Origin of the sequence: Vibrio sp. B172a (genome assembly GCF_030248355.1) — a bacterium.
GTDB classification, from domain to species: Bacteria; Pseudomonadota; Gammaproteobacteria; order Enterobacterales; family Vibrionaceae; genus Vibrio; species Vibrio owensii.
In genome coordinates, this window is sequence record NZ_JAHGAC010000003.1 from 296,822 (window position 1) to 309,996 (window position 13,175).

14 protein-coding genes are annotated in these 13,175 nt (G+C 41.4%); all 14 read left to right on the forward strand.

The annotated features are described in order from the left end of the window. Window positions 1-3: 3 nt before the first annotated feature. The 14 genes from KIT90_RS04940 (at window position 4) to KIT90_RS05005 (ending at window position 13,085) form a co-directional block, all read left to right on the forward strand. The gene (locus KIT90_RS04940; protein ID WP_285375642.1) at window positions 4-150 is read left to right on the forward strand and encodes a hypothetical protein; all 147 of its coding nucleotides are present in this window, start codon (window positions 4-6) and stop codon (window positions 148-150) included. 191 nt (window positions 151-341) lie between these two features. Further along, window positions 342-557, forward strand: coding sequence for a response regulator transcription factor (locus tag KIT90_RS04945; RefSeq protein ID WP_285375643.1), 216 nt, complete (start codon window positions 342-344; stop codon window positions 555-557). Between the two features lie 120 nt (window positions 558-677). Next, complete coding sequence (locus tag KIT90_RS04950; protein ID WP_285375645.1) at window positions 678-932, forward strand: response regulator transcription factor; 255 nt, start codon at window positions 678-680, stop codon at window positions 930-932. Between the two features lie 210 nt (window positions 933-1,142). Beyond that, window positions 1,143-2,036, forward strand: coding sequence for a LysR family transcriptional regulator (locus KIT90_RS04955; protein ID WP_285375646.1), 894 nt, complete (start codon window positions 1,143-1,145; stop codon window positions 2,034-2,036). 238 nt (window positions 2,037-2,274) lie between these two features. Beyond that, complete coding sequence (locus tag KIT90_RS04960) at window positions 2,275-2,511, forward strand: hypothetical protein (RefSeq protein WP_054822620.1); 237 nt, start codon at window positions 2,275-2,277, stop codon at window positions 2,509-2,511. A 437-nt stretch (window positions 2,512-2,948) separates the two neighbouring features. Beyond that, a complete protein-coding gene (locus KIT90_RS04965; RefSeq protein ID WP_020197750.1) occupies window positions 2,949-3,659 on the forward strand; it encodes a DeoR/GlpR family DNA-binding transcription regulator in 711 nt (236 codons plus the stop codon). Between the two features lie 78 nt (window positions 3,660-3,737). After that, complete coding sequence (fucP, locus tag KIT90_RS04970; protein WP_285375649.1) at window positions 3,738-5,048, forward strand: L-fucose:H+ symporter permease; 1,311 nt, start codon at window positions 3,738-3,740, stop codon at window positions 5,046-5,048. Between the two features lie 32 nt (window positions 5,049-5,080). Then, window positions 5,081-6,829 (forward strand): L-fucose isomerase, encoded by a 1,749-nt coding sequence (fucI, locus tag KIT90_RS04975; protein WP_285375651.1) that lies wholly within the window; start codon window positions 5,081-5,083, stop codon window positions 6,827-6,829. A 41-nt stretch (window positions 6,830-6,870) separates the two neighbouring features. After that, entirely contained in the window at window positions 6,871-8,322 is a 1,452-nt protein-coding gene (gene fucK / locus KIT90_RS04980) for an L-fuculokinase (RefSeq protein ID WP_285375652.1), read from the forward strand. Continuing rightward, complete coding sequence (gene fucU / locus KIT90_RS04985; protein WP_054822617.1) at window positions 8,315-8,746, forward strand: L-fucose mutarotase; 432 nt, start codon at window positions 8,315-8,317, stop codon at window positions 8,744-8,746. Before fucK ends, fucU begins: the two co-directional genes overlap by 8 nt. A 25-nt stretch (window positions 8,747-8,771) precedes the next feature. Continuing rightward, window positions 8,772-9,419 (forward strand): L-fuculose-phosphate aldolase, encoded by a 648-nt coding sequence (gene fucA / locus KIT90_RS04990; RefSeq protein ID WP_285375654.1) that lies wholly within the window; start codon window positions 8,772-8,774, stop codon window positions 9,417-9,419. A 13-nt stretch (window positions 9,420-9,432) separates the two neighbouring features. Then, entirely contained in the window at window positions 9,433-10,581 is a 1,149-nt protein-coding gene (gene fucO, locus KIT90_RS04995) for a lactaldehyde reductase (protein ID WP_285375655.1), read from the forward strand. 405 nt (window positions 10,582-10,986) lie between these two features. Further along, entirely contained in the window at window positions 10,987-11,115 is a 129-nt protein-coding gene (locus KIT90_RS27885) for a DUF1330 domain-containing protein (protein WP_285375848.1), read from the forward strand. 521 nt (window positions 11,116-11,636) lie between these two features. After that, window positions 11,637-13,085, forward strand: a complete 1,449-nt coding sequence (locus KIT90_RS05005) for a lytic polysaccharide monooxygenase (RefSeq protein WP_285375850.1) — start codon at window positions 11,637-11,639, stop codon at window positions 13,083-13,085. Window positions 13,086-13,175 lie beyond the last annotated feature (90 nt).

The window sequence follows — 13,175 nt, forward strand, 5'->3', positions numbered from 1 at the left end:
TGAATGTGGAAAAACATTTCTTTAGAAACGCTGTATGAGAAGTGCTTGGAGCTTTTACTGACATTTGGGTCAAAGTTCATCTTGGCTTTGATTGTTCTGTTCGTGGGCTGGTGGGTTATAGGCAAAGTCAGTTTTGTATTATTCGTGTAACGTTTTTAATGAAATGGTAAAAATGTTTTTATGGAGTGAATTATTCCCAATGAACATTCAAAATGTGAAAGTGTCAATTTACTTCTATTTGACCTAGTTTATAAATAATATATATCGCTTTCATAATTATAAGCAGTAAATGTTTGCTTTTTACCAAGGAAAGGGGCTCTTAACCAAAAAGAGGCTCAGATATGTTAAAGCCTATTAATATTTTAATTGCAGATATACAACCCATTTTCCGAGAAGGTCTACGGTCTGTAATTCAGAAGCGCGTACCTATACGGAGTATATTTCAAGCTGAGAGTCAAAAAGAAGTACTTAAATTGATGAGTGAGAATAAGATTGATATCTTGATCATGGATGTATTTCTTGCCGACTGCAATTCCCTAAAATTAGGACATAGTTAATTAAATAATGGCTTTAAAGGAATTTTGATTTTTCTTACCTCTCAGAGCCTTAGTCACTATTCAAAATTGGCTTCGCAAATCGGTGCAAGTGCATGCCTGAGTAAGAATGATCAGAGTGATATGGTCGTTGATGCTATCGTTTCGACAGTGAAGGGGTTTCGAGTCTTCAAAAGCGGGTTGTCTGAACACTACCCAGCATTATCGGTGCGAGAACAGATGGTATTTGACTATCTCGCTCTTGGATACAGTAACCAGAAGATCGCTCAAACTTTGTCTCTTAGTGAAAAAACGATCAGTACATATAAGTCTCGCATACTACAAAAGTACGATACTAAATCAATAGTCGAATTAGTAAACCTCATGCATCTCACATAGCATATCCGATGAAGATAGTATCTAAAAAGACTAAATAATCAACAAAGATCTCGATGCGGAATCAAAGCATCAGTTAGTTCTTTCCGCATAGAATATGAGTAACGGCAAAGCGATTTGTTAAATTAAATCTAACCTATTATCATCAATGTAGTCGCCTCTATGCAGCATAATCGATACTCCATTTGACGCCATAAGACAGAATGAATTGTAATGAATAAAGAACTTGATTTAAATCTTTTGAAAGTGTTGGTTTTACTAAATCGACATAAGAAAATTAAAATCGTAGCGAAAGAGCTAGGGAAAAGTGAGGCGTCAATTAGTAAGTACTTAACGCGTTTAAGAGAACAACTGAACGATGAGCTGTTCATTCGCTATGCTCATCATTTGGAGCCGACTTATGAACTCAAACGTAGGTTGCCGGAAATAGAGGAAGCGCTGAGCAAACTTGAATCTTGTATGGATTTGAGTGAATTCAACCCTAACTTACACGAAGGGAGCATCACAGTTTGCTTGCCTCAAACAACTCAGTACTCATTTGGACACCTGATTCTGACGGATCTTATGTCTTTATTTCCCAATAGTAAGATTGATGTGACTAGCAACATTGATTCGAACGAAGGTGACATTCTAGATGACAAAGTCGATATACGACTTCATTACTTTAATGATGAGTTGCCGAAGACGATCTATCAAAAGCATATAGGGTATGCAGCGCCTTGTATCGTTGTTCCAGAAGAGTTAGGGATTGATGACTTTGAAGAAGCTTGTAAACTGAAGTTTGTACTATTGGAAATCTTGGGCTGGAAGGATAAAGAGCAGTTAACTAAGCGTGCATTAGAGAAAAGGGGCATCTATATTAATAGAGTTGCGACAATCGGTAATATTACAAGCTTATTTGAAACGATTAAACTTCAAGGTGCCGCTACTATTCTTTTTTCTGCACAAGGACCACGAGAAGGTTTCACGTTTATTCCCATTCCGGATGAACTTTACCGTGGCGAGCGTCCAAAAGCCGTCTTACAAATGAAGCAAACTAATCGTTCTAGTCCCGTTCATCAGATATTAACGAATATTATTTTGAAACATATAAACAGTCAGAGATGATTGAAGCATTGAAGAGGATTGGGTGAGTTTGACGTTATAGTCTTTAACCATTTCTGTGTGCGTTAATTTGACGATTATCTATCCGCTCTGTAGGAATTTTCTGAGTTTTATTTTTTATGACATAAATTTAAAGAACTACTGAAATTGCAAGTATCGTGTAAAGATTAAAGTTTTATGTTTATATTTTCTTTAGTGATGAAGTAATATCGATTTCTGAATTATGTTGACTGAGGTGTATATGAAACGTTTTATTCTATTTTTTGGTTTGGTTTTAAGTAGTAGTTATTCTTTTGCAAACGAAAGCACGGTAGTAAAAGCAACTGAGATACAAGCACCGTTAGCAGAAGTTACGGCAGGTGATAAGGAAGTTATACCATTCGAAGTAATAAAACCAAGTGTTTCAACTGTAAAGAACGAAGAAAAAAATACTGTTAAGCCTACAAAAATAAACAAACCGTTATCTCAGCCTAAGTAGTCTTCGTTCTTCTTCGATATCAGAATTTTCATACCAATATAGAGCAAGTGTTCATACACTTGCTTCTTTTATACATGACAGCAAAGATTTACCAACACACCAACACACCAACACACCAACACACCAACACACCAACACACCAACACACCAACGCATTGTGTCATTGATTATATGGTCACTCAATGTTGTTAATGACCTTTCACCTCTTCACGTGCGTTACCCTATGGCTAGTACATTAAAGCATGGCCACAACTCAATATACGATTGTTTCTCACGCGCAATGCCCGTTTTCCACACCAAATGCCCGATTTTTTGTGTGGTTATTCACCGTTTCGGTCAAAAGTGGGCATGTTTAAATCTGGTGTGATGGCTATCTCAGATTTTCTCTCTACTTAATCTAATATCTCAGTCATTGATTGAAGTTGAGTAGTTTATCAATGCAAGCAGCATCGAGAGCAAGCCACATATTAAAAGTAATATCTAAAGTTGGACAAGTGTCGGTTCTAGATTTATCTCAAGAATTAAAAGTTTCCGTAGAAACGATTCGAAGAGATTTAAAGTTACTGGATAAGAAAGGTGAGTTAGTCCGAGTTCATGGGGGAGCAATCGGTAAGCAATATAAAGATGAAGGAACATCTTTTAATAATCGTGCCGGAAACAACATTGATGATAAGAAACACTTAGTTGAGCAAGTTGTTTCTAATATATATGAAGGATCGGTAATTGGTTTAGATGCTAGTTCATCTAGTTGGCTTGTGGCTCAAGCGATCCCAGATATTCGTTGTACTGTAGTAACAAATTCAATCAATAACATTAGCGTACTCTGCGGAAAAAAGAACATTTCTATTATCAGTTTGGGTGGGTACTTTTCGGAGAAGTATAAAGCATTCTATGGATTGATTGCTCGGAATACTTTATCGGAGATGGCCTTGGATTTATGTGTCATCTCGTGTGTTGGGTTTGATGAGCAATCTGGAGTGTGGGATTCAAACGAATACAATTATGAGATTAAAAAAACATTTATTGAAGTATCAGATAAAGTAATTCTATTGGCTGATAAAAGCAAATATAAAAAAAAGAGCTTACTAAAAATATGTGATTTAGATGAAATAGACATGTTGATATCTAATGCCATATTAAATAACTAAATAAAAATATAATCCAATAACGTGAAACTCATTCCTATAACTTAATGAGGGGAATGACCATACCTAAAGGAATTTAAAATGACTGACATTTTATCATCCGCTCCACAAGCAGAAGTAAAGAAAGGGAATAGTGAAGTAATTCCTAAGTCTGTTCTGTTCCCATTTATTTTGCTGACTTCATGCTTCGCTTTATGGGGACTAGCAAATAATATGACCGATGTTTTAATCGCGCAGTTCCGAAAAGTATTTACTTTAACGGATATGCAATCAGGTTTAGTTCAAACAGCATTTTATGGTGCTTATTTTATCTTGGCTTTACCTGCCGCGCTTTTTATTCAGCGATACAGCTATAAAGCTGGAGTATTACTAGGGTTAGGGCTTTTCGCTTCGGGGGCTCTATTATTCTATCCTGCGGCGCAAGCAATGGAGTATTTGCCTTTCTTAATGGCCCTGTTTGTTTTGGCTGGCGGTCTATCCATCCTAGAGACCAGTGCTAACCCATACATCATAGCAATGGGTCCTCAAGAAACAGCAACACGCCGATTAAATATTGCTCAAGCGTTCAACCCTGTGGGGTCTATTACTGGGGTTCTGATTGGCAAATTCTACATTCTTTCTCAGCTAAACCCAGCTTCCGATGCAGAGCGTGCGGCGATGGCGCCAGAACAACTTAACACCATTCAGGCCGCAGAGCTTGATGCCGTCATGATGCCTTATTTGTCTGTTGCTGCTGTCATTTTAGTCGTCTGGCTCGCGATTGCTTTTACTAAGATGCCAAGAGCTAAAGAAGTCGTAGTTAGCGATGGTGCCGAGCATTCTCTGCGAGCGACATTTACTCGTTTAGTCGAGAAAAAACATTTCGTCAGAGGTGTTATCGGCCAGTTTTTTTATGTTGGATGTCAGATTGGTTGTTGGTCTTGGACCATCCGATATGTGATGACTCAGGTCGGCGGGACGGAAGCTGACGCGTCTAACTTCTTACTTGCATCTATCGTCGTCTTCAGTGCGTTCCGCTTTATCTGTGTAGGTTTAATGAAATACATCGCACCAGAGAAGCTCCTTGCTGTATTAGCCATGGTGGCAGCGCTATTAGTGCTGGTTCTGATGAGTGTTGGTGGTGTTACAGGTGCGTATGCACTGGTTGGTATCTCTGCGTGTATGTCACTGATGTTCCCGACTATTTTTGGTCTATCTCTACAAGACCTAGGCGGTGATTCAAAATTTGGCGGTAGCTGTCTAATTATGGCAATTCTTGGTGGCGCTGTGTTGACTGCCGTCATGGGAAAACTATCGGATTCAATGGGTATTCAAGCTGCTTTCGTTATTCCTTTAATTGGCTTTGTGTACCTCGTTTACTTTGGTCTTAAAGGCTACCAAATCGAAAAATAACTCAGATTAACGTGAAAAAAGAGAGTTTTAATATGAACAACTTAGTCAAAATCGGTATCCGTCCAACTATTGATGGTCGTCGTCTTGGTGTGCGTGAGTCGTTAGAAGAACAAACGATGAATATGGCAAAGAACCTTGCGAATTTCATTAGAGAAAACCTGCGCCATGTAAGCGGAGAGTTGGTCGAGTGTGTTATTGCCGATTCTACAATCGGTGGCATCGCCGAAGCTGCTGCCTGTGCAGATAAGTTCAAACGTGAAAATGTGGGGCTTAGTATCACAGTTACACCTTGCTGGTGCTACGGCACAGAAACCATCGACATGGACCCTCATATGCCAAAAGCAATCTGGGGATTTAATGGGACTGAGCGCCCTGGGGCAGTGTATTTAGCGGCGGCAATGGCGGGTCACTCTCAAGTTGGCTTACCCGCATTCTCTATCTACGGTGAAGAAGTTCAAGATAAGGATGACACTTCTATCCCATCTGATGTTCAAGACAAAATTTTACGATTCTGTCGAGCGGGCCTAACCGTTGCGAGCATTCGTGGGAAGTCATACCTATCTATGGGCTCTGTCTCTATGGGAATCGCAGGTTCCATTGTCGATCAGCCGTTCTTCCAACATTACTTAGGCATGCGTAATGAATATGTCGATATGACAGAGATTAAACGTCGCTTAGACAGAGAGATTTTTGATAAAGAAGAATTTGAACTCGCTCTGGCTTGGACGAAAGAACACTGCCAAGAAGGCGAGGATTATAACCGTACACCAATGCTCGAAGAGCGTAAAAAAGAAGATTGGGAAACGGTGGTCAAGATGACAATGATCATGCGTGATCTGATGGAAGGTAATTCCAAGCTAGCTGAAATGGGTTTTGGAGAAGAAGCGCTAGGTCATAATGCGGTTGTTGGTGGTTTCCAAGGCCAACGTCATTGGACAGATCACCTGCCTAATGGTGACTTCAGTGAAGCCATTCTAAACTCTTCATTTGATTGGAATGGCATTCGTGAGCCATTTGTTATTGCGACTGAGAACGATAGCCTAAATGGCGTAAATATGCTCTTTGGCAAGATGCTCACAGGTCAAGCTCAAGTGTTCTGTGATGTTCGTACCTATTGGTCGCAAGACTCTGTCGAACGCGTTAGTGGGTATCGACCAGAGGCGGGCTTTATTCACTTAGTAAACTCTGGTTCAGCAGCGTTAGATGGCAGTGGTGAAGCCAAAGATCAACATGGTGAATCGGTGATTAAGCCCCATTGGGATATGAGTGCTGAAGATGCTGAAGCATGTTTAAGTGCGACTTGTTGGCCGCCAGCTGATGTCGAATACTTCCGTGGGGGTGGTTTCTCTTCAAACTTCCTAACGCATGGTGGTATGCCATTTACGATGCACCGTATCAATATCATCAAAGGCATAGGTCCTGTGCTGCAAATCGCGGAGGGTCATTCAATTACGCTGCCAAAAGAAGTCCATGAAACTTTAAATGAACGGACTAATCCAACTTGGCCAACCACCTGGTTTGTCCCTCGTATCAATGGTGAAGGTGCCTTCAAAGATGTTTATTCTGTGATGGCTAATTGGGGAGCAAACCACTGCGTGATTACTTACGGTCACGTTGGCGCCGACCTAATCACTTTGGCCTCTATGCTTCGTATCCCTGTTGCGATGCATAACGTTGAAGACAAGGATGTATTCCGACCACATACGTGGAGTGCATTTGGTCAAGACAAAGAAGGCCAAGACTACCGTGCTTGTGCCAACTTCGGCCCACTTTACAAGTAGCTGCAATGGGCGGAGAAAACTCCGCCCTGATAGGAGTTTCTATGTCTGTAGTGATTGTTTTGGATTGTGGTGCAACTAACTTGCGCGCGATCGCCATTGATCCTCAAGGTGACATCGTTGCATCACATTTTATGAAGAATACGACTAAGCAAGATGAAAATAACTCAGCTTTTCATATTTGGGATTTCGAAGATATCTGGCAGAAGTTGATTGAATGTGGGCAACGTGTTGTAGCTGAAGTTGGTGCGAAAAATGTCATCGCTTTTACGGTAACGACATTTGGTGTTGATGGCGCTCCATTCGACCGTAATGGCAATCAAATATACCCGATTATTTCGTGGAAATGCCCGCGAACCCTCGGTGTAATGAAGCAAGTTGAAACAGAGTTGGACCGTATTGATCTTTATCGTAATAACGGAATTGGTGATTACAGCTTCAATACCCTCTATAAGCTTCGTTGGTTAAAAGAGTACGAACCAGCTGTATTCAAAAAGATGGATAAATTTGTGTTTATCTCTTCGATGATTACGCACCGATTAACCAGCACTTTATCGACGGATTACACCATGGCAGGTACATCCATGATGACCGACTTAAACAGTTGTAATTGGAACACATCAGTACTCGACTATTTAGGGCTATCGGAGTTGAATTTTCCTCCTCTCGTGATCGCGGGAGAGACTATTGGCACCGTGACCTCATCTGTTGCTGAATGTTTTGGTGTTAAGAGCGGGCTTCCGGTGATATCTGCAGGCCATGATACGCAATTTGCTTTGATCGGTTCTGGTGCGGAAGAGAATCAAGCATTCTTAAGTTCAGGCACTTGGGAAATATTGATGGCTCGAAGTCAGCGCCCTCAACTTAATACCGAAGCGTTAGAAAAAGGTGTAACGGTCGAGTTGGATTCCATTAAAGGGTTCTACAATCCAGCGACGCAATGGTTATCAAGTGCCGTGATTGAGTGGGTTGCGACGCAGTTTTTTTCTGCGGAAAAAAGCACGGATGATTTGTATAGCATCATGATTCAAGAAGCGAATGAAGCTGGTAGTGGGGCTGGAGGGGTTGTCTTCGTACCACGGTTTGCACTCAACGCGGATGGCATTGGTGAAGGTGCGATCGAAGGATTATCCATTCATACCACCCGTGGACAAATTGTTCGTGCAGTCTTTGAAGGACTAAGTCGTCAGCTTAAACATCGATTCGACTATTTGAATCAACTTTGTCACCTCAATGACGGACCAATTGTGGTCGTGGGTGGTGGTACCAAGAATGCCCTTTGGAACCAGTTGAAAGCTGATGCTTTACAAAGACCACTGCATATTGTTGAACAAGCAGAAGCCACGGTGCTTGGCGCTGCCATGTTTGCTTTCTTCGGCGTGGGGTTCTACCCAAGTATCCAAACCGCACAATCTCAAATGAAACCAAGTTTGCAGGTGGTTAACCCAACCTCTTGCGTATCAACAAAAAAAGAGAAGGAGCGCAGCCATGCTTAAAGGTATTCATCCAGCGATTTCGCCTCAGCTTTTAGCCACGCTGTCTGAGATGGGACATGGCGATGAAATTCTCTTTGCTGACGCTCATTTTCCAGCGCATACCTTTAATCACAATGTGATTCGCTGTGACGGTGTCGGTGTAGACACCTTACTAGGTGGTGTCGTTGAGTTGTTCGAACTGGATCAATATGTCGATCAGCCCGTGAGCATGATGCAGGCAGTACCGGGCGATGAACTTGACCCTAGTGTCGAGAACAAATACTTGGAAGCGATGACAGCTTCTAACGTCAGCCAAGAACAAATTGAAAGAGTAGAGCGCTTTGCTTTTTATGAGCGAGCAAAGCAGTGCTATGCAGTGGTACTCACTGGGGAGGTTGCGAAATACGGCAATATTATTCTCAAAAAAGGTGTCACAACTCTTTAAAGAAATAAAAGGTTAAGGAATAAAAATGAATCGAGTAGAACTTTCCCAACAAATTATCGATACCTGCTTGGAAATGACCCGTCTAGGTCTGAACCAAGGTACAGCAGGAAATGTGAGTGTACGTTTTGATAACGGTATGTTGATTACCCCAACCGGAATCCCTTATGAAAAACTCACCCCAAACCACATTGTGTATGTAGCCGAAGATGGGAGTTTTGAAGAAGGAAAGCTGCCATCGTCTGAGTGGCTATTCCATCTAACTTGCTACAAAAAGCGTGATGATGTGAATGCAGTTGTTCATAACCACGCGATTCATTGCGCAGCGGTTTCTATTTTGAATAAGCCAATTCCTGCCATTCATTACATGGTCGCGGCATCAGGTACTACCGAGATTCCTTGTGTACCTTATGCGACATTTGGTAGCGCTAAGCTTGCTCAATACGTTGAAGACGGGATTTCTAAGAGCAAAGCAATTTTGCTGCAGCATCATGGTTTGATTGCGGGCGAAGCAAACTTAGAAAAAGCATTGTGGTTAGCTCATGAGGTGGAAGTTTTGGCAGATCTCTATCTCAAAACTTTGGCTATTACGACTGATGTGCCTGTGTTGGATGATGCCTCAATGGAAGTGGTGCTTGAAAAGTTCAAATCTTATGGGTTACGTATAGAGAAGTAAGGAGTGATAAACCATGGCTTTTGCATTAAATCTTCCTAAGCTCAGTTATTCTGGTGTTGGGGCTATAGATGATGCTATCGCGACACTGAGTCAACAACCAGTGAAGCGAGCGTTAGTCGTAACGGATAAAAACTTGGTTGAACTTGGTCTTCTTGATCATTTATTTGATTTACTAGACCAAGCCTCTATTGATTATGAATTGTTTGATAAAGTCACGCCAAACCCTACGGCGACATTAGTTAGAGAAGGATTGTCTCTTTATTTAGAGGCGGGCTGTGATTGTTTTATTGCGGTCGGTGGAGGAAGTCCCGTCGACTGTGCGAAGGCAATTCGTATTGTAGCTGCTAACTCAGGCGATATTGTCGATTACGATGGTGTGGGTAAAGTTAAACAAGCGGGTGATTTCTTTATTGCTATAAATACCACTGCGGGTACCGCTGCGGAAATGACATCGAATTCGGTGATCACTGATGAAGTGCGCCAAGTAAAAATGGTAATAATCGACGCTAAACAGATCCCAGATGTTGCGGTTAACGACCCATTGTTGATGGTCAATTTACCGGCAAATGTCACTGCAGCAACTGGTATGGATGCTCTGACTCATGCCATCGAGGCTTATGTCACGCCGGGCGCTCATACGTTGACGAAACCGACAGCGCTTGAAGCGATTAAACTGATAGCGCAATGGCTTCCTGTTGCTGTAGATGATGGTAAGAACATTGAAGCTCGTGAGCAATTGGCTAATGCGCAGTTTTTGGCTGGTATGGCATTTAATAGTGCAGGCTTAGGGCTTGTTCACGCAATGGCTCACCAACCAGGGGCGACGCATAACCTTCCTCATGGCGTGTGTAACGCGATTTTGTTACCGATTGTCTGCGAGTTTAATGCTGAGCATTCTCCAGATAGGTTTCGTGAGATTGCACATGTAATGGGAGGGGATGTTACAAGCTTAGATAAAGAGCAAAGCGCTAAGTTAGCAATTACGTTGATACGAGACTTATCAAAACGAGTTGGAATTCCTGTTGGTTTTTCTACATTGGGCATCAAAAAGGAAGATTGCGATAACTGGATAGAAAAAGCACTTTCTGACCCTTGTTTAGCAGGAAATCCAAGGACTCCAACTCGAGAAGAGGTTCAAAATCTATATTTGATGTCATTGTAATTCGACTCTTTACAAATAACGTAATGAATCTATTACTGGGCACTACGTGTCAGCTATATTGCTCCCACAGAAGTTAAATATGAAACTTTGTAGTGAGAGAATTATTGCGTCAATGGATTGTGCCCTCAACGAGATGTTCACATCCACAACTAGCAAAAAAGGAGCGTCAGCTCCTTTTTTGCGTTTCGAAAGGCGTATTGTGAGATTTACTGATTCAATCAAACCAATAGGCATTCAACATGACACCAACTTACCTTTATATACAGTTTAAGATTCAGGATATGGAAGCTTTCAGTGATATGCTGAGCGTGTTTCTGAAACCACTCAAATCTATGGTGGTCAGACGATTGCGATCAACAAATCACCAACGACATTACATGGCGATGTGGGGCAAATGTTTGTGTCATTCAACACTGGCCATCTTTAGAAGCGGCACACGCGTGGCATGAGTCTCCTGAATACGCACCACTGAGAAAACTGCGTGACGAAAAAGCGATGGGAGATCTGAAAATTATCCCTGTGCCTGCTGTTTAAATAAGCAAGTAGCTCAAATAGACAGCGCTAATATTGATGTTATATTAAATTTATGATGAATTAATGGTTGGTATTTTTACAGAAAATATTAGCGTTCGTTTGTTTATTAATCTCTAATTATTCACATCATCATTCTTGGAAACTGAGTCACAAAATAATCAATTATATTTAATATTTATAAATGTTGTTTTTTATTAAGCTATTTGCTCTAATCTTATGCTAAATTTCTTTTGTGATAATCATTTAAGTGTTTGTAAATATTGTTATTTGTTAGTTTTTTGTCAGTATGTTCTGAAATTGTCTTTTTATTTAAATTTGTGATGTTTGTTCATATCGATAATCGTTAAACTTTCATTGATAGAACTTACGTATATTATTTTTAACTGTTTACTGATTAAAACTATAAACATGAAATAAGTAACAACGGTTATAAAGCATTCGTTGAATCTTATTTGTACTATAAACGGTAGAGAGTGAAAAAAGTGAAAGCAAATAAAAACATTCTTAAAGCAGCAGTGGGTATGGCGATGCTATCTGGCCTACCAACAGCAGCAAATGCTCACGGTTGGTCAGAGTTTCCGAGTGCTCGACAAAATACATGTTATGAACAAGGCGGAATTTGGTCGGGTAACCCACCAAATGCAGCTTGTGCTCAAGCAAAGGAAATCTCTGGTTCTTATCCTTTTGTTCAGCGTAATGAATACGCTAAGAACATTACGGATTTCAACAATATGGCGGCAGTAAAAGCAGCGATTCCAGATGGTACGTTGTGTTACGCAAATGACCCTCAGAAAAAGGGCATGGGCGCACCGCATACAGGTTGGACACGTACGGAACTAAACACAGGAACATTCGAATTTGTGTTTAACGCAACTGCACCTCACAACCCATCATTTTGGGAATTTTACCTAACCAAACCAGGCGCCGATCTCAGTAAAGCATTGGCATGGGGCGATTTAGATTTGATCCAAACGGTAGGTAATGTTCCTGTAAATGGTGGCAAATACCGCATTGATGTTACGATTCCATCGGACCGTTCTGGTGATGCGATTCTATTTGTTCGTTGGCAGCGTGATGATGCTGCGGGTGAAGGCTTCTACAACTGTTCAGACATCACTATTGCAGGTGGTGATACTCTTCCTCCTGAAGCTGATCTTGTTCGTGGTGACCTGTACATCCCTCAAGGGTTTGTAAATCCTGAAATCGGTGACACAGTTAAATATGACATCATCAACAAGAACGGCGATGTGGCACGTAGTTTTGATATTAAGGTTGAAGCTTCGAACGTAAATGATTGGGCGCGTCTACTTGCTTCAGAAATCAACGGTTGGCACGCAGAGTTCAAAGACGGCGCAGTCTTCATCGGTGATTGGCATGAAGAAATGTCACATTACATGTACTTCCAGAATGATCCATCACGTAACTTCTTTAACTCAAAAGATAGCCGCGCATCTGGCATGATTTCGGTTATTGATGGTGATGAAGGCGGTATCGAGCCACTGACTGGTGATCTCTACGAATTGATTAAGAGTGACAAGGTTGTAAATGCTGGCGACAAAGTGGTTATTGCGACTAGCGAAGCAGCGAATCTAACGCAAACTCAAGGTTCAACAGTTAGCATTCAGAACAATGGCACGGCTTCTATCGTTGTAGATACAAAGGCAATCAAACAAAATGAAACACTGTCGTTTGTTGCTAACGCAGTAAACAGCGCACGAGCAGAGACGTTCACGTTTGAAGTTATTGTGGGTGATGATGAAATCACACCACCAAAACCTGAGCCAGACCCAGATCCTAAGCCAGAACCAGATGATAATGGAACTTGGGACGCTGGGAAAACTTACCTAGGTGGTGAAGTAGTATCTTACGCTGACCAAAACTGGAAAGCTCAGTGGTGGATTCAAGGTGGTGACAATCCACAAGCGACTTACCAAAAAGACAAGTGGGGTGTTTGGCGTCCAGCTAACTAATCTCACTCGTTAAAGCCAAAAGGAATTGGCTAAGGCAAGCATCAAAGCCATCGCTCTTGTTAATAGGGTGGTGGCTTTTTCATATTAACT

Bases quoted from the DNA above. Each gene is read 5' to 3' on its own strand.
- KIT90_RS04955 (WP_285375646.1), top strand. From the start codon at position 1,143: ATGAATAAAGAACTTGATTTAAATCTTTTGAAAGTGTTGGTTTTACTA.
- fucA (WP_285375654.1), top strand. From the start codon at position 8,772: ATGAATCGAGTAGAACTTTCCCAACAAATTATCGATACCTGCTTGGAA.
- fucO (WP_285375655.1), top strand. From the start codon at position 9,433: ATGGCTTTTGCATTAAATCTTCCTAAGCTCAGTTATTCTGGTGTTGGG.
- fucI (WP_285375651.1), top strand. From the start codon at position 5,081: ATGAACAACTTAGTCAAAATCGGTATCCGTCCAACTATTGATGGTCGT.
- KIT90_RS04950 (WP_285375645.1), top strand. From the start codon at position 678: ATGGTCGTTGATGCTATCGTTTCGACAGTGAAGGGGTTTCGAGTCTTC.
- fucU (WP_054822617.1), top strand. From the start codon at position 8,315: ATGCTTAAAGGTATTCATCCAGCGATTTCGCCTCAGCTTTTAGCCACG.
- KIT90_RS04940 (WP_285375642.1), top strand. From the start codon at position 4: ATGTGGAAAAACATTTCTTTAGAAACGCTGTATGAGAAGTGCTTGGAG.
- KIT90_RS05005 (WP_285375850.1), top strand. From the start codon at position 11,637: ATGGCGATGCTATCTGGCCTACCAACAGCAGCAAATGCTCACGGTTGG.
- fucP (WP_285375649.1), top strand. From the start codon at position 3,738: ATGACTGACATTTTATCATCCGCTCCACAAGCAGAAGTAAAGAAAGGG.
- KIT90_RS04945 (WP_285375643.1), top strand. From the start codon at position 342: ATGTTAAAGCCTATTAATATTTTAATTGCAGATATACAACCCATTTTC.
- fucK (WP_285375652.1), top strand. From the start codon at position 6,871: ATGTCTGTAGTGATTGTTTTGGATTGTGGTGCAACTAACTTGCGCGCG.
- KIT90_RS04960 (WP_054822620.1), top strand. From the start codon at position 2,275: ATGAAACGTTTTATTCTATTTTTTGGTTTGGTTTTAAGTAGTAGTTAT.
- KIT90_RS04965 (WP_020197750.1), top strand. From the start codon at position 2,949: ATGCAAGCAGCATCGAGAGCAAGCCACATATTAAAAGTAATATCTAAA.